The sequence below is a fragment of the Tsuneonella flava genome (assembly GCF_002870965.1).
Lineage (GTDB): Bacteria > Pseudomonadota > Alphaproteobacteria > Sphingomonadales > Sphingomonadaceae > Tsuneonella > Tsuneonella flava.
In genome coordinates this window covers 197216-216623 of record NZ_PHSO01000007.1, presented here as the reverse complement: position 1 = coordinate 216623, position 19408 = coordinate 197216, and the positions used below count along the sequence as shown (strand labels likewise).

The following is a 19408-nucleotide window of genomic DNA, read 5'->3' as shown; positions in this document are numbered from 1 at the left end:
AAGTCGCTCATAGACAATTTCACGCCGGTGGTGGGGCCTGTGCACATGAAGGGGAGCTCTATGTCATTTCGTTCTATCCGCTCGCGGACCGCAGTTGCGGCTGCGTCGCTTTCCGCATTGGCTCTGTCGGGGTGCGCCACGATGGGCGGCCCGATTCCCAGCGCTTCCACTCCGATCACCCAAACGGAAGCGCAGCAGGGGGCTGAAGCCAACAAGGAAATCATTCAGCAGTTTGGCGCGGCGATGAGCGGGCCGCAGGCGCAATATGTCGAGGGCGTAGGGCAGCGGATCGCGGTGCAATCCGGGCTGGCCACCTCGCCCAGTGCGTTCAAAGTTGCGATGCTGAACAGTTCGGTCAACAACGCTTTCGCGATCCCCGGTGGCTATGTTTATACCACCCGCCAACTCGTGACCCTGATGAACAACGAAGCCGAACTGGCGGCCGTTCTGGGGCACGAAGTCGGCCATGTCGCGGCGCGCCATTCGCAGCGACGGCAACAGGCGGCGCAGCAGAACGCGTTGCTAGGCCTGTTGGGGCAGGTTGTCGGCTCGGTCGTTGGCGGCAGCTTCGGCAACCTGATTTCGGAAGGTTCGCAATATACTCAGTTGCTCACGCTCAAGTTCTCGCGTTCGCAAGAGCTGGAGGCCGATTCGCTGGGTCAGAAATATCTGGTGAGCGCGGGTTACGATCCGCACGCGATGGCGACCTTGCTGACTTCTCTCGCGGCGCAGAATGCGCTGGATTCGCAGCTTCAGGGTCGCGGTAACGCAACGGTTCCCGAATGGGCATCGACTCACCCCGATCCGGCCAGTCGCGTTTCGGCGGCGATGCAGCGTGCCGGCACGGCAACCGGCCGTACCGAACGCGACCTGTTTCTGACGCGAGTCGACGGGCTGATGTATGGCGACGATCCGCAGCAAGGCGTGATCGAAGGCAGTAGCTTCATCCAGCCGACGATGCGCCTCAAATTCACTGCCCCAAGCGGCTTCTATATGGTGAATGGCACGCAGGCCGTTTCCATCAACGGGCAGAGCGGGCAGGCGCAGTTTACGCTGGCGCCGTATAGCGGCAATCTCGATACCTATGTGCGTCAGGCCTTTGCGGGTCTGAGCAAGCAACAGCAAATCGCTCCGCCGCAGATCCAGCGCACGACAGTAAATGGCATCCCGGCGGCCTATGGCACCGCGCGGGTGCAATCGAGCAGCGGCGCAGTCGATGTGACGGTGTTCGCTTATCAATTCGCCAACAACCGCGCCTATCACTTCGTGGCGATAACAAAAGCGGGTGGTGCGGGCGTGTTCAACTCGATGTACCAATCGGTCCGCCGTCTCAGCGCCAGCGAAGCGGGCAGCGTGATCCCGCGTCGGATCGACGTGGTTACAGCCGGATCGCGCGATACGGTACAGTCTTTGGCTGCGCGCATGGCCTACACCAATGCTCAGGAACAGCGGTTTCGGGTGCTGAACGGCCTTTCGTCATCTGACCGGATCACGCCGGGGCAGAAAGTGAAAATCGTCGTTCGCGGCAGTTGATCGTTTTTTCGATGGTTTTGAATGCGAAAAGGGCGGCGGGATTTCTCCCGCCGCCCCTTCTCTTTAGCCGGAAAAGCTAGCTTACTTGTTTGCTTCGGTCAGCTTGGTGTTCACCTTGCCGAAGGTCGTGTTCAGGTTCGAACCGATGCTGCCCATGGCAGCCATAGCGGCAACAGCGATCAGAGCGGCGATCAGGCCGTATTCGATTGCGGTGGCGCCTTCTTCGTTGCGAACGATGTTCTTGATGAACTGCATGTGTTGTCTCCTGATTTAGTCTTCGTTACCCAAACCCGCCAAATACCCAAATGAGGCGGGATATTTTCTGGCTACGATCAGAGTGTTTATAATTCTCTAATCTTAGCTAGATATTTAATCGGCATTTGATTCAGCCATCTTGTTGCCGACGTCATTCCACATCGATGTCGTGTTACTTCCAGTGGAACTAAGTGTTCCGACAATGGCAAGAAACATTAGCGATAAAATCAATCCATATTCGACAGCGGTTGCTCCCGCTTCATCCTGGGCAATCCAACGAAGGAATGTGCTCATCGCGTGGCCTCCTTGATCAAATTGCCCCGATACGATTGGCCTTGTGGACCATAGGGCGTTAAAAAAGAGTTTCCGGAGGAGGCGAGACTGGAAAAAAATCCGACATGGATCACGGTCGTGGCTGCGGCCTTGCAGGCAAACGACGGGCGCTGGCTGATGCAGCAGCGTCCTCTTGTAAAGCAGCACGGGGGACTGTGGGAGTTTCCCGGCGGTAAGGTGGAGCACGGCGAAAATCCGCGCGATGCGCTTGTCCGCGAGCTGCACGAAGAGATCGCGCTGGTTCTGCACCCGGGCGATCTGAAGCCCGTGGGATTTGCTGAAAGCGGGGGAAGCGATAACCATCCGGGGATTGTCATCCTGCTTTACAGTGCCACCCGTTGGCAAGGGGAAGCTATCGCACAGGAAGCTGCGGAGCTTGGCTGGTTCGACCGAAGTGAGATGGCAGAGTTGCCCAAACCACCACTGGATGACGCGCTTCTGCAATTTTTGGCCGGTTAAGGGCTTGCCAAGCTCGGATAGCCCCCGTATGTGGCGCCCTCCAAAGCGCGCCAGTAGCTCAGCTGGATAGAGTACCTGACTACGAATCAGGCGGCCGGAGGTTCGAATCCTTCCTGGCGCGCCAACTAAACCCCGCTCCCTCATCAGAGGGACGGGGTTTTGTTTTTTTGGCAGTTTGCTTTTCTGACGGGATCCATCAGCCTGGAGCTAATCTTCAACAAGGCTTAGCGCAGGAACCCTGTCTGAATTTGTCGGTTGATTGCAGGCGACGACGGGTCGCCGGGGCAGCTATCGGATAAATGTCAGATATGGGCGAGGCAGCGACTCATCCGGACACGATCGAGTTCAACGACGATTCGGTCGAGCCGGGCGTCTGGCGCTATGCCCAGGTCGAGCGGGCCAGTCTGATTATCGATGCGGAAGATTATTTTGCATTGATGCAACGGGCGATGCTGAATGCGAAGCATCGCATCTTTCTGGTCGGATGGGATTTCGACACTCGCATCCATCTCACACTGGGCCGCCGCTGGTTTCAAAGGCCGTTTCGTCGTCAGTATCCGCGTCGACTGGGCAGTTTCCTGATGTGGCTGGCGCGCCATCGGGAGGGGCTGGAGATCCGGGTGCTCAAATGGAGCCTCGGTATATTCCGCTTCCTCACCCGGGGATACATGCTGGTCGATATTCTGCGGATGGCCAGTTATCGTGCGATCACGTTCAAATTCGACACGCATCACCCGGTGGCCTGCTCGCATCACCAAAAGATCGCCGTGCTTGATGACAAGCTGGCGGTGTGTGGCGGGATCGACATGACGCAGGAACGCTGGGACACCCGCGAACATCGCGAACACGACCGGCGGCGAATGAAGCCCGGATGGCGCCGCTACGACCCGTGGCACGATGTCACGATGATGTTCGAAGGGGAAGCGGCCGCGGCATTGGCCGCTCTGGCGCGTGCGCGATGGGTGCGGGCGGGTGGCGAGTCCTTTTCTCCTGTCGAGATCCCGAAAGAAAGCTTGTGGCCCAAAGGTTTACCGGTGCAATTCGAGAATGTCGAAATAGGCATCGCCAGAACTCGCGCGGAGTACGATGGCTTACCTGAGGTAACCGAGATCGAAGCGCTGATGTTGTCTCAGATCGCGCGCGCCGAGCGATTTATTTACATGGAGAACCAGTATCTGACATCGCGCAAGATTGCCGATGCACTGGCCGCGCGTCTGAAAGAGGATGACCCACCCGAAATTGTGATCGTTCACCCTGAAACAGCCGAAGGATGGCTGGAACAGCAAGCGATGGATCACGCACGCAACACGATTGCCAGAGCATTGGCCGAGGTGGATCATGCCAGCAGGTTCGGCCTGTTCGTTGCTTATTCTGGCGAGACGCCGATCTATATCCACGCCAAGCTGGCGATATTCGACGATACGATCCTGCGGGTCGGCTCAGCTAACCTCAATAACCGCTCGATGGGTCTGGATTCGGAATGCGATGTATTCATCGACTGTGCCCGGCCCGGCAATGCTCATGCGTGCGATGGCATTGCCGCTTTGCGATATTCGCTGTTGGCCGAACACTGCGGGATGGAAGAAGGTGATGTGCGGCGGGTGCTCGACGAAGACCCTTCGATGCTGAGACTGATTGGCTCTCACGGAAAACGCAATGTGCGCCAGCTGCGGCGTTTTGTTCCGCCCGAAGGCGATATTGTAGCGAAAACCCTGGCTGATTCCGAACTTCTCGACCCCGAAAGGCCGGAGGAAATGTTCGAGCCGTTTGCCAAAGGTGGCCTTTTCCGCAAGGGAAGTCTGGTCGAACGCGCACTGGCGCGGGTGGAAAACAAGAGGAAGTAATAGGGATGAGTAGCATTGTCGGCCCCGACGAAGACGATCCACGGGGCAAGCCGCCCGTTCCGGCCGATGTGCAGGAGGCGATCCGCACATTGATCCGCTGGGCAGGCGACGATCCATCGCGCGAAGGACTGGTCGACACCCCTAAACGCGTGGCGCGCGCGTGGAAGGAATACTGTCAGGGATATGAAGAAAATCCGGCGGTTCACCTGTCGCGGATTTTCGAAGAAGTCGGCGGTTACGATGAAATCGTTCTGCTCAAAGACATCCCGTTCCAAAGCCATTGCGAACATCACATGGCACCGATCATCGGCAAGGCGCATATCGCCTATCTGCCGACCGATCATGTTGTCGGCATTTCGAAACTGGCCCGCGTACTTCATGGCTTTGCCCGGCGCCTGCAGGTGCAGGAACGTCTCACAGCGGAAGTGGCGCAATGTATCTGGGACAACCTCAAGCCACAGGGCGTTGCCGTGGTGATCGAGGCAACCCATGCCTGTATGACAGCGCGCGGTGTGCGGACCCCCGGCGTGACGATGGTGACATCGGAAATGCGCGGGATTTTCCGCGACGATCATCGCAGTCGCGAGGAAGTGCTGAAACTGATGGGGAATTGATAGCAAGCGCACACGATGCGACGCTATCGGCCCGGTTACCAGTAACTCCAAAACAAAAAGAGGCCGGATACCATGACAGTATCCGGCCCCGGATCGACGGTTCCGGCCGTGAAGGCCGGTCAGGCCTTTTAGAGCTGGCCGAGCATGTGTTCCGCGCTGGAAACCGAGAAATCGCCCGGCTCTTCCACATTCAGTTCGGTCACGACACCGTCTTCCACGATCATCGAGAAACGCTGGCCGCGCTTGCCGAGGCCGAAGCCCGAACCATCCATCGTCAGGCCCAGCGCATCGACGAATTCAGCATTGCCGTCTGCCAGCATGGTGATGTCGTCCGAACCGGTGGCCTTGTTCCATGCGCCCATAACGAACGCATCGTTGACAGCGGTGCCGACGATTTCGTCCACGCCCTTGGCCTTCAGCTCTTCCGCCTTTTCGACGAAGCCCGGCAAGTGTTTGGCCGAACAGGTCGGAGTGAACGCGCCCGGTACGGAGAACAGGGCTACTTTCTTGCCGGCGAAATAGTCGCTGCTCTGCACGGCTTCGGGGCCGTTTTCAGTCGCCTTGACCAGTTTCACGTCGGGCAGCTTGTCACCTTTTGCAATCGTCATATTCCGAATCCTTTCGAACCATCTGTGGGTAATCGAATGCCCGATATAGGAGGCGTAAATGGAGGGACAACGACTAGTTCGCTCTGGCGTGTCGTGTCGACGATATAAAGCTATCTTTATATTTGCCTCTGCGGTGGTGAGCGTCTAAGGCGCGCTGCATTGCGGCCTGTGGCGATCGCTGCGCCTGCCGCCCGAAATCTAACGATCACTCCCGAAGGAATCTTTTGTGAGCAACTTCAACGATTACGTCATCAAAGACATTGGCCTTGCCGATTACGGCCGCGCAGAGATCGCGATTGCCGAAACCGAAATGCCGGGCCTGATGGCGCTTCGCGCGGAATATGGCAGTCAGCAGCCGCTGAAAGGGGCGCGGATCACCGGTTCGCTGCATATGACGATCCAGACTGCCGTGCTGATCGAGACTCTGGTGGCGTTGGGGGCAGAGGTCCGCTGGGCCACTTGCAACATCTTCTCGACTCAGGATCATGCCGCAGCCGCTATTGCCGCGCAGGATATCCCCGTGTTTGCGATCAAGGGCGAAAGCCTGGCCGAATACTGGGACTATGTCGGCAAGATTTTCGACTGGGGCGATACCACGGCCAACCTGATCCTCGACGATGGTGGCGATGCGACCATGTTTGCGCTGTGGGGCGCGCGGATCGAAGCGGGCGAGGAACTGCCCGAACCGGCCAATGCCGAAGAAATCGAATTCCAGCGCGCGCTGAAGGCATTTGTTGCGGCAAAGCCGGGCTACCTCACTGAAAGCGTGAAGGCGATCAAGGGCGTATCGGAAGAAACCACTACCGGTGTTCACCGCCTCTACCACCTTGCCAAGCAGGGCAAGCTGCCGTTCCCGGCGATCAATGTGAACGACAGTGTGACCAAGTCGAAGTTCGACAACCTCTATGGCTGCCGTGAATCGCTGGTCGATGCTATCCGCCGTGCGACCGACGTGATGCTGAGCGGCAAGGTCGCCTGCGTCGCGGGTTATGGCGATGTCGGCAAGGGCAGCGCTCAGTCGCTCCGCAACGGTGGTGCGCGCGTGCTGGTGACGGAGATCGATCCGATTTGTGCGCTGCAGGCGGCGATGGAAGGGTATGAAGTCGTCACGATGGAAGATGCCGTGACCCGCGCCGATATCTTCGTCACGACCACTGGCAACGAAGATGTGATCACCGCCGAACACATGAAAGCGATGAAGCCGATGAGCATTGTCGCCAACATCGGCCACTTCGACAGCGAAATTCAGATCAGCGCACTCGACAACTACGAATGGTCCGAACTGAAGCCCGGCACCGATCTGGTGAAGTTCCCCGATGGCAAGGAAATCATCGTTCTGGCGAAGGGCCGTCTGGTGAACCTCTCCTGTGCCACCGGTCACCCCAGTTTTGTCATGAGCTGCTCGTTCACCAATCAGGTGTTGGCGCAGATGGAGCTGTGGTCGAACGCCAATGGCTACAACAACGATGTCTATGTTCTGCCCAAGCATCTGGACGAGAAGGTTGCGGCGCTGCACCTCGACAAACTGGGTGTTAAGCTGACGAAGCTGAGCAAGCAGCAGGCCGATTATATCGGTGTGCCGGTGGAAGGTCCGTTCAAGCCGGAACACTATCGTTACTGATTGCACTTTGCCCCCGGCAGTCTTCGGACTGTCGGGGTCGTATCATCAACGAGTTGCATCGCGCCCGCGTCGCGCATAGCTGGCTGTTATGGAACTCTCGCCTATCGTACTGGTGCTGATCGGTCTGTTGCTGGCCACTTGGACGGCTGCTGCGGCGTGGATGATGCTGGCTGCCAGCGCGCGCGCCCGCGGGGCGGAAACGGCGCGCAAGGCGTCGCGTCGCATGGCCCGCATGATCGACGAAGCACCGGCGATCCCGCTGGTGGTTCGCACCGATGGCCGGATCGAGGGCAGCGAAAGGCTCGCGGGCTGGTTCGGACTGGATAAATTGCCCCGGTTCCTCAGCGAACTGGTGGGCGGGCAGGGCAAGGGCCTGTCGCAGGATCAGGTTATCGCGCTGACCGAGCATGTCCGCCGCGCGCAGAAAACCGCTGCGCCGTTCCGTATGGCGTTGACCGTGCCAGGATCGCAGCGCAGCCTGGCGGTTCGCGGGGCGCTTGCTGACCCGCAAGTGTTTCCCGGAGGCGCCGCGCTGCTGTGGATCTTCGACTTTTCCGAAAGCGAAAACGAACTGGCCCGGTTGCGCGCCGATGCGGCCCGCGCGCGGGGGGACTTTGCTGCACTGGTCGGCCTGATCGAAGCGGCGCCGCTGCCGATGTGGTTCCGTGGACCGGATACCCGGCTCAAGCTGGTCAATGGCGCCTATGTGCGCGCGGTTGGCGGCGAAAGCGCGGAGGCGGTTGTGGCAGGGCAGGTGGAGCTGATCGAACCGGTCGAGGGCCTGACTGCTGCGGAAGTGGCGGCAGAGGCGGCGGAGCAACACCTGCCGGTCGAGCGCGTGGTGGCGACTACGATCGACGGGCAACGTCGGTCGATGCGGGTCAGCGATCTCCCGCTGGGCGAAGAAGGTGTCGCCGGATACGCAGTGGATATCGAAGAAACCGAAGAGCAGGCGCGTGCTTTGCGGGCGTTCCGCGATGCACAGCGCCAGATGCTCGATCAACTCGGTGTCGGGGTGGCGCAGTTCGACGCGGATCATCGCCTGGGATTCGCCAATCAGCCGTTCCGCCGCACATTTGCGATGCGACCGGGCGCGGGCGAGGGGCTTGAATTCGAACGTTTCATGCGCGAATCGCGCGAGGCGGGGCGTACCCCCGAAGTGCGCGATTTCCCGGCGTGGCGGAAAGAACGCATCGAATGGTTCGCTGCCGACGAGGCGATCGAGGAAAACTGGCCGCTGGGCGATGGCACGCATTTGCGGATTGTCGCGCAGCCAATGCCCGACGGATCGCTGGTGCTGATCGCGGAAGACCGCACCGAGCAACTCGCTCTGGCGGCGACGCGCGATACCTTGTTGCGGACGCGGACGGCGACATTCGACAGTCTGTTCGAAGCGCTTGCCGTGTTCGCGCCCGATGGGCACATGCAGTTGTGGAACCGCCGGTTCCCATCCGTTTGGGGCATCGACCCTGACGAACTGGATGGACATCCCACCGCCGAACAGCTTGTCGCGCTGATTGCGCCCAATCTCGACAATCCGAAGCAGGCACAGGGCATTGGCGAAGTCGTGCGGGGGGCGACGCTCGATCGCAAGCAGACCGGCGGCCGTGTCGCACTGGCCGACGGGCGCACTCTGGAAGTGGCCGGTGTGCCGCTGCCCGATGGCAATGGCTTGCTGACAGTGCTCGACATTACGGATTCGCAGATGGCCGAAGATGCCTTGCGTCAGCGCAACAAGGCACTGGAGGCGGCGGACGAAGTGAAAACCCGCTTCCTCGCTAATATGAGCTACGAATTCCGCACGCCGTTGACTTCTATCGGCGGGTTTGCCGAACTGCTCGAATCCGGGGCGGCGGGCGAACTGACCGATCAAGGGCGCGAATATGTCGCGGCGATTATCGAATCCGTCCAGCGTCTGACCGTACAAGTCGAAAACGTGCTCGACCTGTCGCAGAGCGAGGCGGGTCTGCTGCCGATCAGCAAGCAGCGCATCGACCTGCTGCCGTTCGTCACCAAAGTGGTGCGCGATCGGGAAGCGGCGATTGTCGATGGCGGATTGAGCCTCGATTTGCGCGGCGGTGCCAGCGCGAAGATTTCAGCGGACGAAAGGCAGCTTGGTCGTGCCATTGGCCAGTTGCTCGATAATGCCATTTCCGCGACGCCGAAGGGCGGGAAGATTCTGGTGGATCTGTCGCGCCGCAAGGATGGTGTGCGGATCGTGGTGTCGGACAACGGCCGCGGGATGACTCGTGCAGAGCTTTCACGAGCGCTGGACGGGCTGCAATCGGATGCCGATGGCAATCTTGAGCGGCGCCAGGGCCTCGGCATTCCGCTGACTCGTCAGCTGGTGGAGGCGCATGGCGGCACATTGGATATCGTGTCGCGTAGAGGCGAGGGGACAACCGCCTCGATCTTCATTCCGTGATCGTCGATCTGCCTGACCTTGCGGCAATGGATGCATTCGGGGCGCGGATCGCTGCTGCGCTTCGTCCCGGCGATGTTGTGGCACTGTCAGGCGGGCTGGGTGCGGGGAAAACCACTTTGTCGCGTAGTGTGATCGCGGCGCTGGGTCATCCGGGCGAGGTGCCGTCGCCGACCTTCACGATAATCGAAACCTACGATTCGCTTTCGCCTCCGCTGATACATGCCGATTTCTACCGCCTCGAACATCCTTCGGAAATCGATGAGATCGGGCTGGACGACTATCGCGAAGGGGCGGCACTGCTGGCCGAATGGCCCGAAAACGCTGGCGGATTTGCTCATGAGGCCGCTTGCCTGTCGATAACCCTCGAAATTGCGGGCGGAGGGCGAAGGGCGATTGTCTTGCCCGGCGACTCTTGGCTAGGGCGAGAACCATGAGCGGACTGCCCGATGGGATTCACACCTTTCTGAAACAGGCGGGATGGGGCGATGCCACTATCGCACCAATTCCTGGCGATGCGTCGTTCCGGCGATACTTTCGCATTTGCGATGGCGCGCGGCACGCGATGCTGATGCACGCACCGCCCCCGCACGAAGATCCGCAACCGTTTCTGGACGTGGCCGAATGGCTTACTGCCAATTCGATGCGGGCGCCGGGGATCATCGCATCCGATGCGCCCGCGGGTTGGGTCTTGCTCGAAGATTTCGGGGACGACCGGATGCGGGACTGGCTCGATGTTCATCCCGATGGCGAACAGCGCGCCTATGCGATAGCGGTCGACACGCTCACACAGCTCCACGCTCTCCCGCCGGGACCGTTCTCTCCATACGATATGGATGCATATCTGACGGAAACGGCGCTTTTCACCGAGTGGTATTGTCCGGCTATGGGGCTTGATGTCGATCAGGATGGCTACCTCGCTGCCTGGCGCGAAGTGTTGACCCCGATGCTGGAGCGTCAGACGCCGGGCGTGACCGTTCTGCGGGACTATCACGCAGAAAACATCATGTTACTCGATCCGGAAGGATCGGGGGAACAGGGCCTGATCGATTTTCAGGATGCTCTTGTCGGGCACCCGGCATACGATCTTGTTTCGTTACTGCAGGATGCACGCCGCGATGTCAGTCGTGAGCTTGAGGCGGCGATGCTCGATCATTATCGCCAGACGGTGTCGGCGGGCGCGCATTTCGATGCCGATTATGCGCGGCTCGGCGCACAGCGGAATGCCAAGATCGTGGGCATTTTCGCCCGCCTGTGGAAACGCGACGGCAAGCCGCGCTATCTCGCCTATGTCCCGCGTGTATGGGAAGCGATGGAGCGTGATCTCGAACATCCCGCGCTCGCCCCGGTTGCCGCATGGTTCGACAGCAATATTCCGCGCAATATCCGCGATGATTTCGGTGGGGAACTGATGTGAGCGCGCTTGCCTCCGACACAGCGATGGTCATGGCGGCGGGCCTCGGTAAACGGATGCGCCCCCTCACTGCTACACAACCCAAGCCGATGGTGCGCGTCGCGGGTAAGGCGCTGATCGATCACACGCTGGATCGACTGGCGGAGGCGGGTGTGGCCAAGGCTGTTGTCAACGTCCACTATCTTGCCGATCCGCTGGAAGCGCATATCAAGGAACGCGCTGCGCCCAAGGTGACGATATCGGACGAACGCGATCTGTTGCTGGAAACCGGCGGGGGAATGCTGAAGGCATACAGGGCCGGGCTGCTGCCCGATCCGTTTTTCTGTCTCAACGCGGATAACATCTGGCTCGACGGACCGCGCAACGCGTTTGTCGAAATGACCGAGCTGTGGAAGCCGGACGAAATGGATGCCCTGTTGCTGGTGGTGCCGCATGCGCGGGCTGCCAATTTCACCGGGCTTGGCGATTTTCACATGGATCCGTGCGGTCGGCTCAGCCGCAGGCGGGCAGGACGGATTGCTCCGTTTATCTACACGGGCATCCAGATCGTGAGCCACCGCCTGCTGCGTGACGCGCCGGAAGGGCGGTTCGGCACAATGGTTCTGTGGGAACGCGCAATCGCGGAAGGCCGCCTGTTCGGTGCGACATTTACGGGACAATGGTTTGAGGTGGGAACGCCGCAGGCCATCCGGCCGACAGAGGCGGTGCTGACGGGTGCCTGAGCGCATCCATCCGCAGGTTTATTCGATTGCCGCACACCGCGGTTTTGCCGATGCTCTCGTTGCCGGACTGATCCCGCGATACAGCGATTCGGAGCTGGGCCTTGCCCGGCTGACGTTGCTGCTCCCGTCCACTCGCGCGATCCGCACTGTGCAGGAGGCATTCGTGCGGGCGTCGGGTGGCGGGATGCTGATGCCGCGCATGGCGGTGGTGGGCGATCTCGATCTGGACGAGACGCTGGGCGTTTTGCTCGATCCGCTGGGCGCTGCCGATATTCCGCCAGCGGTGGACCCCACGCGGCGATGGTTGCGACTTGCGGAAATACTCCGCGCCGAAATGGGCGACGATGCCCCGCGCGGTTCGGCGCTGTTGCGACTGGCCAGCGAATTCGCCGCGACGATGGACCGTTTGCTGGTGGAGGACATCGGCCCGCAGGAACTGCTGGAAGAGCGGGTGATGGGCGTGGTGGGCGATCTGGCAGAGCATTGGCAGCGGGCGGTTCATCGCTTTGCGCGGGTACAGGCGATCTGGCTGGCGGAACTGGCCGCCACAGGCACGATCGACGCTGCTGCGCGGCGCAACCGTCTGTTCGATCACGCAGCGACCCAATGGCGGAACAACCCGCCCGCTACACCGATTGTCGCCGCTGGCGTGACCAGCGCGGCGCCTGCGCTGGCGCGATTGCTGCGGGTGGTATCCGAATTGCCGCTGGGGGCGGTGATCCTGCCGGACCTCGACTTGTCGATGCCGCAAGATGTGTGGGGCGAACTGGGCGCGGCGGGTGCCTGCGTCAATCCCGGCGATCCGCCGTTCAGCGAAGGCGACGCGGTGACCCATCCGCAATACCATCTCAAGCTGTTGCTTAACCGGATGGGCATAAACCGGGCGGAGGTCCAGCAGTGGCATCGCAAGGGCGTCGCCGCAGCTCCGCCAGAGCGCACCCATGCGATATCCAGCCTGTTCCTGCCGCCACAGGCGAGTAAGATCTGGGTTGACCTGTCAGCGGAGAAACGCCGCCTCTCGGGTGTGCGGGTAATGGAAACGGCCAACCCTGAGGAAGAGGCGCAGGCCATCGCCTTGCTGATCCGCGAAGCGGTTTCGGTGCCCGAACGTCGAGTGGCGCTGGTCACACCGGACAGGCCGCTGGCACGGCGCGTTGTCCAGCATCTCAGGCGCTGGAACCTCGAAGCGGACGACACCGCGGGACGGCCGCTGACGCTGACCGCCGCAGGCAGAGTGCTCCTTCAACTGGCCGATATCGCAGCTCAGCGGGCCGCTCCGGTTTCGCTGATTGCGGCTCTGGCCAACCCTCTGGTTCGATATGGCGAAGGGCGTGGCGAATGGCTTCGCCATCTGCGTGCTCTGGATGAGCAGTTGCGGGGCCCGCGCCCGACACCTGGTCTGACACCCGTTGCTGATATTGCCGATGAAGCGAAGGTTGCCGATTGGTGGGCAGAAGTCTCCCCGATCCTCGCGCCGCTATGCCAGGATGGCAGCTTGCCGCTTGCCGAATGGCTGAACCGTCTGGCCGCTGCAGGGGAAGCGCTGTGCGGCGATGCATTGTGGAGCCGCGAGGATGGGCGCGCGCTGGCGCAGTTCGTGGAAGATCTGCGGCTCCATGCGCGCGATGTCGGCACTGTGCTGGAGGCGGACGAGCTTCATGCCGCGCTCAGCGATGCGATGGAAGGCAACTCGGTCCGTCCTCCTTATGGCGGGCATCCGCGCGTGGCGATTTACGGTCTGATCGAATCCCGCATGGCGCGCGCCGATCTGGTTATCTGTGCCGGGTTGAACGAAGGCACCTGGCCCGCACGGCCCGCAACCGATCCTTTGCTGGCCCCGGCGGTGTTGCGGGCGCTTGGCGTGCCGGGGGCGGATTTCCGCATTGGGCTGGCGGCGCACGATCTGGCTGCGGCACTGGGTGCGCCCGATGTCGTGCTCAGCCGCGCGCGGCGCGATGAAGGCGGCCCGGCGATTGCCTCACGCTTCCTTCTGCGGGTGCAGGCGCTGCTGGGCGATTTGCTTGATCGCCATGTAGAAACGGAGGCGGTTCAGCTCGCGCGCGCTCTGGACGATGCGCCCTCCGCGCTGCCATATCCGCAGCCGGAGCCAAGGCCCGATGCACAGCAGCGCAAAGTGGCGCTCAGTGTCACCGGGCTCGATCGGCTGCGCGCCGACCCCTATCAATTCTATGCCGGTTCGATCCTCCGGCTGGACGAGATGGACGCGCTCGATGCCGATCCCGGTCCGGCGTGGCAGGGGGAACTCGCGCACAAGATATTGGAAGTGTGGCACAAGACCGGTCGCCCGATTGCTGACATCGCAGAAGAGCAACTGGCGCAAATGCATGCTCACCCGTTGACCCGTGCGCTGTGGCGGCCGCGTTTGCTGAAGGCTCTGGAATGGGTCGAAGGGCAAATCGCCGCCGATCCGGTCCGGATACCCACTCTGTTCGAAGAGTGGGGCAGCATGGAATGGAACGGAGTGACCATTCGGGGCCGGATCGACCGGCTCGATCGTCTGGAAGACGGCAGCTACGCAGTCGTCGATTACAAGACCGGTCGCCCGCCCAGCGGCGCACAGGTGGAGGCAGGTTATGCTCTTCAGCTTGGCACACTGGGGCTGATGGTGGAAAATGGCGGTTTCGCGAAGGCCATCGGCAAGGCCACTCGGTTTGAATACTGGTCGCTGGGGCGCAGTGACAAGAGCGAAACCGGGTTCGGATATGTGACCACGCCGATCAGAGAAGGGGCCAAGCGCAGCGGGATCGCCGCCGACGCGTTTCTGCCGAAGGCGCGCGAATATCTCGACGATGCCCTGAACCGCTGGATATTGGGGGACGAGCCATTCACCGCGCGGCTGAATCCCGATGCCCCCGGCTATGCGACATATGACCAGCTCATGCGGCTCGATGAATGGATGGGGCGCGAACAATGAGCGGGAGAGTTTTTCCGTTACAAGACAATCAGGCGCTGGCGGTGGAGCCGGAGGACAGCGTTTGGCTGTCTGCATCGGCAGGTACTGGCAAGACACAGGTTCTCTCTGCCCGTGTGCTGCGGCTGTTGCTGCGCGAAGGGGTGAAGCCTTCGGAAATTCTTTGCCTTACTTTCACCAAGGCAGGTGCCGCGGAAATGGCAGAGCGGGTCAACGCCGTGCTGGCGCAATGGGTGCGGATGAGGTCCGAAGCGCTGGCGAAAGACCTGCGGGCAATCGGAGCACCGTTCGATCCCGATACGCAGGCACGGGCGCGTACGCTGTTTGCCAGTGTGCTCGATTGTCCGGGCGGTGGCTTGCGGATCGATACGATCCATGCGTTTTCGCAATGGTTGCTGGCGGCCTTTCCCGAAGAGGCCGGGCTGGTCCCCGGCACCCGACCGATGGAAGATCGCGACCGCGATGTTCTGGCGCACGAAGTGCTGGCTGAAATGGTCGCGGATGCCGAAACGAGCGGGGATGATGCCGTCATCGCGCCGCTCGCGATGCTTTCGCTGCGGATGGGGGCGGATGGTGTACGGGAATGGCTGATGCGGTGCGCCGAATCGCGCGAGGTGTGGTTCGGGCCAGGTGGCTGGCAACCGCCGATGCGCGGGCGCGTGGCTCGTTTGCTTGGCCTTGATAGCGATGCGGATGAAAGCAGTGCTGCGGAACTGTGCGCCGACGATGCGTTCGATGTGGCAGCGCTTCGCCAGATGCTGTCCGCCAATCAGGCTTGGGGCACCGCGACTGCGGAAAAATCGATTGCGGCGATTGCCGATTTTCTCGGTTCGCATGGGATGGAGCGGCTTGCCGCGCTGGAGGCGATGCAGGCCGCGCTGTTCACGCAGAAAGGCGATCCGCGCTCGCTCAAAAGTCTGGAGAAGCAGGATGCCGGCTATGCCGATGCGGCCAGCGCGGTTGCCGCATCGATTCAGCGGGTGGTGGACCTGCGGATATTGCTTGCTCTGGCAGAGTGGTTGACCCCGGCGCTGGAAATCGGCCGTCGGTTCGCGCTGGCATGGGAAGATGCCAAGTCGCGGGAAGGGCTGATCGATTTCGACGATCAGATCCGTCGTGCCGCTGCGCTGTTGCGCGACGCGGAAATGGCGGACTGGATTCGCTATAAACTCGACCGCCGTTTCGATCACATCCTCGTCGATGAAGCGCAGGATACCAACGAAGCGCAATGGTCGATCATCCGCGCACTGACCGGCGACTTTTTCGCTGGCGAAGGGCAACACGACGGAGAGCTGCGAACGATATTCGTTGTCGGTGATTACAAGCAGGCCATTTTCCGCTTTCAGGGCACGAGCCCGGAAAATTTTGCCATCGCCCGCGATCATTACGCACAATTGATGGACGATCTGGCGGGGGTATCCCCCTCTGCCCGAAGACTGCGCGATCTCGATCTCGGGCGCAGCTATCGCACGGCGCAGCCTGTGCTGGACGTGGTCGACGCAGCGATTGCAGCCATCGGCGCGGATAAATTTGGCCTCAAATCTCCGCCAGCGCCGCATAAGGGAGACGATCTGCCGGGGCAGGCCACTTTATGGCACCCGATCAGCGCTCATGAGTCAGATGATGAGGAAGAGGACGGGCCGGAAGAATGGCTGTCCGAACCCGAGCGGGCGATGGCCAATCGCATTGCCGATCAGGTCAGACAATGGCTCGACACCGGTTATCCTTTGGCCAAGCACAGCCGCAATGCCGAGCCGGGCGACATCATGATATTGGTGCGACGGCGGCGGGAACTGGCCGGTTTGATTGTCGCTCGCCTTCATGCTGCGGGGGTTCCGGTCGCCGGGGTGGATCGGTTGCGTCTGGGCGCGCCGCTGGCGGTGAAGGACTTGCTCGCCGCATTGCGCTTCGCCGCGCAGCCGCGCGACGATTTGAGCCTTGCGAACTTGCTGGTTTCTCCGCTGATCGGGTGGAGCCAGCAGGACTTGCTCGATTATGGGTGGCGCGAAAAAGACGTGCGGCTGTGGGATCATATCCGCAAGGGTGACGATCCCCGTCAGCAGGAAACGGCCGAACGCCTGCGCGATTTGTTGAGAAGGGCGGATTTCGAACCGCCGCAGGCTCTGTTGCACTGGATGCTGGTGGGTCCGTGGCAGGGGCGGCGGGCGCTGGTTGCGCGGCTGGGGCGCGAGGCGAACGATCCGATCGACGAATTGCTCAATGCGGCGAATGCCTACGCCTCCGCTCACACCCCAAGTATAACCGGGTTCATCGACTGGTTCGATGCAGGCGAGGGCGAGCTGAAGCGAGAGGCCGATGGTGGCGGCGGGCTGGTGCGGGTGATGACCGTGCATGGCAGCAAGGGCTTGCAGGCACCCATCGTCATCCTGGCTGATGCGACCGGCAATCCCGACAGTTCGCGCGTGCGGGGGCTGGAACTGGCAGAGGAGCTGTCTGGCGATGATGGGCCTAGCATCCCTTTGCCAAATTTGCGGAAGGAAGAGAAGGCGGGCCGCATCGCTGCGGCCGAGGCCGAAGTTGCCGATGCGGAGCGCGAGGAGCACTGGCGATTGCTCTATGTCGCGATGACCCGTGCCGAAGAGGCGCTGTTTATCGGTGGGGCGCTAGGCAAGCGGGAACGCGAACCGGCGGCGGATTCGTGGTACGCCCGACTTGCGCCGTTGTTCGATGGAGACGATCTCACCGATCCGATCTGGGGGGCGCGCAGAGAGCTTGGGCACCGGGCGGAACCGATTGCCGAAGTGGCGAAACCGGATCGGGCCGCGCCGGTTGCTTTGCCAGACTGGGCGACCGCACCGATTGGCCCCGAACCACGCCCGCCGCGCCCGTTGGCACCCTCCTCTGCGGGTGGAGAGCTGGGGGCCGATCCGCCGCTGCCCGCCGAAGTGGCCCAAGTGGCTGCGCGGCGCGGGGTGCTGATCCACCGCTTGCTGGAAAGGCTGCCCGATATTGCGATCGATGATCGCAGTACGGCGGCACATAGCTGGCTTGAGAGACAGGCGCGCGACTTGACCGATGTCGAGCGGGCCGAAATCGTCGATGCCGCTCTGGCGGTGCTCCGAACACCTGAATTCGCAGAGATTTTTGGTCCGGATGCGCTGGCTGAAGTTCCTTTGGCAGCAGCGGTCGATGGGCAAGTGATCGCAGGCACGGCCGACAGGTTGTTGGTGGAGCCAGGCAGGATCACCGTCGTCGATTTCAAAACCGCCCGCCGTCCGCCTGCGTCACTGGACGGTGTGCCGGAAGCAACCCTGCGCCAGATGGCTGCCTATGCCGCCGCGCTGGAGACAATATATCCCGGCCGGGAGATTGTATGCGCGGTCCTTTATACGCAGACCCCGCAACTGATCGCCATTCCCGTTGAAATGCTTGCTTCCCGCAAGAGTGCCTTGTCGATCAAGTCGGAAAGCTTTGCCCCAACGGGCATTGAGTAAACCGACATCGCGCCTAAATTGGCAGCAACCGATCATTTCAGGAGACTTCTCATGGCCACCATCGCCGTTACCGACGCCAGCTTCCAGTCCGACGTGCTCGAATCCGACAAGCCCGTACTGGTCGATTTCTGGGCTGACTGGTGCGGCCCGTGCAAGATGATCGCCCCGGCGCTGGAAGAAATTTCCGAAGAACTGGCTGACAAAGTGACCATCGCCAAGATGGACATCATGGAAAACACCGGCATTCCCGGCCAGATTGGCGTTCAGTCGATTCCTCTGATGGTGCTTTTCAAGAACGGCAAGCCAGTGGCTCAGAAGCTTGGCGCGGCTCCCAAGGGGCAGCTCAAGGGCTGGCTGGAAGGCGAACTCTAACTGCTGCTGCCGGGCACATAGCCCGATTGGTCGAGCCGCTCTACGAACGCATCCCATAATGCGGGCGTGGCGGCTGCGATCATTCCCTTGCGCTGAGTATCAACGCGATAGGGCGAACCGTCCTGCCGGGCGCAGCGACCGCCCGCTTCGTTGAGAAACAGGCAACCTGCTGCGTGATCCCAGGGAAGGGTGCGTTCGTAGATTGCGATATCGTGTGCGCCGAGGGTGGTGAGGGGGTACTGCTCCGCCGCGCAGCCTAGAGCGGCAACCAGCGTATAATGCGGTGCGATCTCGCGTTCGAACAAAGCACGTTGTTCTGCGGTCATAAATCCGGTCATCGCCGCAAGTGTCGGCGGGGTCTGGTTGCTAGCACGTGCGGTAATTCGCTCGGCATTTATGTAGGCCCCATCTCCCCTGCGTGCGCGGCAAAGCCGGTCGCGCTGCGGGTCGTAGATCCATCCGGCGATGGCTTCACCGCCATCGGCCAGTGCGATCATAATGCCGAAATGGCCGTCTCCGCGTGCGAAATTGCCTGTGCCGTCGATCGGGTCGATAATCCAGCACGCGCTGGAGAGGTGGTCAGCAATGGTCGGGTCTGCGTGCACTGCTTCTTCCCCGACGACCTCGACGCCCGGAGCAAGGCGCGTGAGCGCCTCGGCCAGAAATTGCTCCACCTCCTTGTCGACGACGGTGACGAAATCTCCTTTCGCCTTCTCCTCAATTTCGCCTTCAGCGAGATTGCGCCAGCGTGGCATGATTGCGTTTTCTGCGGCAAAGCGCAGGAGCGATAGGATTTCGTCGTCGAGGGCGCTCATTGGAAACGA

16 protein-coding genes and 1 tRNA gene are annotated in these 19408 nt (G+C 61.4%); 13 read left to right on the top strand and 4 right to left on the bottom strand.

Annotation, left to right across the window (positions count from 1 at the left end):
* The first annotated feature begins 60 nt into the window (after positions 1-60).
* Positions 61-1533: a M48 family metalloprotease gene (locus CV013_RS13220; RefSeq protein WP_102156162.1), complete on the top strand. Its 1473-nt coding sequence runs from the start codon at positions 61-63 to the stop codon at positions 1531-1533.
* Positions 1534-1614: 81 nt separating this feature from the next.
* Here the strand turns inward: CV013_RS13220 and CV013_RS13215 are convergent, their stop codons facing one another.
* Positions 1615-1788 (bottom strand): Flp family type IVb pilin, encoded by a 174-nt coding sequence (locus tag CV013_RS13215; RefSeq protein ID WP_102156161.1) that lies wholly within the window; start codon positions 1786-1788, stop codon positions 1615-1617.
* Positions 1789-1902: 114 nt separating this feature from the next.
* A complete protein-coding gene (locus tag CV013_RS13210) occupies positions 1903-2082 on the bottom strand; it encodes a Flp family type IVb pilin (RefSeq protein ID WP_102156160.1) in 180 nt (59 codons plus the stop codon).
* A gap of 117 nt (positions 2083-2199) precedes the next feature.
* Between CV013_RS13210 and CV013_RS13205 the strand changes: the two genes are divergently transcribed.
* The 4 genes from CV013_RS13205 (at position 2200) to folE (ending at position 5038) form a co-directional block, all read left to right on the top strand.
* Entirely contained in the window at positions 2200-2580 is a 381-nt protein-coding gene (locus tag CV013_RS13205) for a (deoxy)nucleoside triphosphate pyrophosphohydrolase (RefSeq protein ID WP_321196984.1), read from the top strand.
* Between the two features lie 47 nt (positions 2581-2627).
* Positions 2628-2704 (top strand) — tRNA-Arg (locus tag CV013_RS13200).
* A gap of 175 nt (positions 2705-2879) precedes the next feature.
* Positions 2880-4424: a phospholipase D-like domain-containing protein gene (locus CV013_RS13195; RefSeq protein ID WP_102156158.1), complete on the top strand. Its 1545-nt coding sequence runs from the start codon at positions 2880-2882 to the stop codon at positions 4422-4424.
* Positions 4425-4429: 5 nt separating this feature from the next.
* Entirely contained in the window at positions 4430-5038 is a 609-nt protein-coding gene (gene folE / locus CV013_RS13190; RefSeq protein WP_102156157.1) for a GTP cyclohydrolase I FolE, read from the top strand.
* Positions 5039-5166: 128 nt separating this feature from the next.
* Here folE and CV013_RS13185 read toward each other — a convergent pair whose 3' ends face one another.
* Positions 5167-5646, bottom strand: a complete 480-nt coding sequence (locus CV013_RS13185) for a peroxiredoxin (protein WP_102156156.1) — start codon at positions 5644-5646, stop codon at positions 5167-5169.
* Between the two features lie 226 nt (positions 5647-5872).
* Here CV013_RS13185 and ahcY point away from each other — a divergent pair, with 226 nt between their 5' ends.
* The 8 genes from ahcY to trxA all read left to right on the top strand — a co-directional run bounded on the left by ahcY (position 5873) and on the right by trxA (position 18584).
* Entirely contained in the window at positions 5873-7267 is a 1395-nt protein-coding gene (ahcY, locus tag CV013_RS13180; protein ID WP_102156155.1) for an adenosylhomocysteinase, read from the top strand.
* Between the two features lie 88 nt (positions 7268-7355).
* Positions 7356-9692 (top strand): sensor histidine kinase, encoded by a 2337-nt coding sequence (locus tag CV013_RS13175; RefSeq protein WP_102156154.1) that lies wholly within the window; start codon positions 7356-7358, stop codon positions 9690-9692.
* Positions 9689-10126, top strand: a complete 438-nt coding sequence (gene tsaE, locus CV013_RS13170) for a tRNA (adenosine(37)-N6)-threonylcarbamoyltransferase complex ATPase subunit type 1 TsaE (protein WP_102156153.1) — start codon at positions 9689-9691, stop codon at positions 10124-10126. The genes CV013_RS13175 and tsaE overlap by 4 nt, the downstream gene beginning before the upstream one ends.
* A complete protein-coding gene (locus tag CV013_RS13165; protein ID WP_102156152.1) occupies positions 10123-11106 on the top strand; it encodes an aminoglycoside phosphotransferase family protein in 984 nt (327 codons plus the stop codon). The genes tsaE and CV013_RS13165 overlap by 4 nt, the downstream gene beginning before the upstream one ends.
* Positions 11103-11825: a nucleotidyltransferase family protein gene (locus CV013_RS13160; protein ID WP_223805313.1), complete on the top strand. Its 723-nt coding sequence runs from the start codon at positions 11103-11105 to the stop codon at positions 11823-11825. Before CV013_RS13165 ends, CV013_RS13160 begins: the two co-directional genes overlap by 4 nt.
* Positions 11818-14760, top strand: a complete 2943-nt coding sequence (gene addB / locus CV013_RS13155) for a double-strand break repair protein AddB (RefSeq protein ID WP_102156151.1) — start codon at positions 11818-11820, stop codon at positions 14758-14760. The genes CV013_RS13160 and addB overlap by 8 nt, the downstream gene beginning before the upstream one ends.
* Positions 14757-18212 carry a double-strand break repair helicase AddA gene (addA, locus tag CV013_RS13150; RefSeq protein ID WP_102156150.1) on the top strand — a complete coding sequence of 1152 codons (3456 nt, stop codon included), beginning with the start codon at positions 14757-14759 and terminating at the stop codon, positions 18210-18212. Before addB ends, addA begins: the two co-directional genes overlap by 4 nt.
* Positions 18213-18263: 51 nt before the next feature.
* A complete protein-coding gene (gene trxA, locus CV013_RS13145) occupies positions 18264-18584 on the top strand; it encodes a thioredoxin (RefSeq protein ID WP_102156149.1) in 321 nt (106 codons plus the stop codon).
* On the opposite strand, the gene CV013_RS13140 is transcribed toward trxA, so the two are convergent.
* Positions 18581-19399: an inositol monophosphatase family protein gene (locus CV013_RS13140; RefSeq protein WP_102156148.1), complete on the bottom strand. Its 819-nt coding sequence runs from the start codon at positions 19397-19399 to the stop codon at positions 18581-18583. The genes trxA and CV013_RS13140 overlap by 4 nt on opposite strands.
* Positions 19400-19408 lie beyond the last annotated feature (9 nt).

Coding starts and splice junctions, on each gene's coding strand:
- CV013_RS13220 (WP_102156162.1), top strand. CDS start 61: ATGTCATTTCGTTCTATCCGCTCGCGGACCGCAGTTGCGGCTGCGTCG.
- CV013_RS13215 (WP_102156161.1), bottom strand. CDS start 1,788: ATGCAGTTCATCAAGAACATCGTTCGCAACGAAGAAGGCGCCACCGCA.
- CV013_RS13210 (WP_102156160.1), bottom strand. CDS start 2,082: ATGAGCACATTCCTTCGTTGGATTGCCCAGGATGAAGCGGGAGCAACC.
- CV013_RS13195 (WP_102156158.1), top strand. CDS start 2,880: ATGTCAGATATGGGCGAGGCAGCGACTCATCCGGACACGATCGAGTTC.
- folE (WP_102156157.1), top strand. CDS start 4,430: ATGAGTAGCATTGTCGGCCCCGACGAAGACGATCCACGGGGCAAGCCG.
- CV013_RS13185 (WP_102156156.1), bottom strand. CDS start 5,646: ATGACGATTGCAAAAGGTGACAAGCTGCCCGACGTGAAACTGGTCAAG.
- CV013_RS13175 (WP_102156154.1), top strand. CDS start 7,356: ATGGAACTCTCGCCTATCGTACTGGTGCTGATCGGTCTGTTGCTGGCC.
- CV013_RS13165 (WP_102156152.1), top strand. CDS start 10,123: ATGAGCGGACTGCCCGATGGGATTCACACCTTTCTGAAACAGGCGGGA.
- addA (WP_102156150.1), top strand. CDS start 14,757: ATGAGCGGGAGAGTTTTTCCGTTACAAGACAATCAGGCGCTGGCGGTG.
- trxA (WP_102156149.1), top strand. CDS start 18,264: ATGGCCACCATCGCCGTTACCGACGCCAGCTTCCAGTCCGACGTGCTC.
- CV013_RS13140 (WP_102156148.1), bottom strand. CDS start 19,399: ATGAGCGCCCTCGACGACGAAATCCTATCGCTCCTGCGCTTTGCCGCA.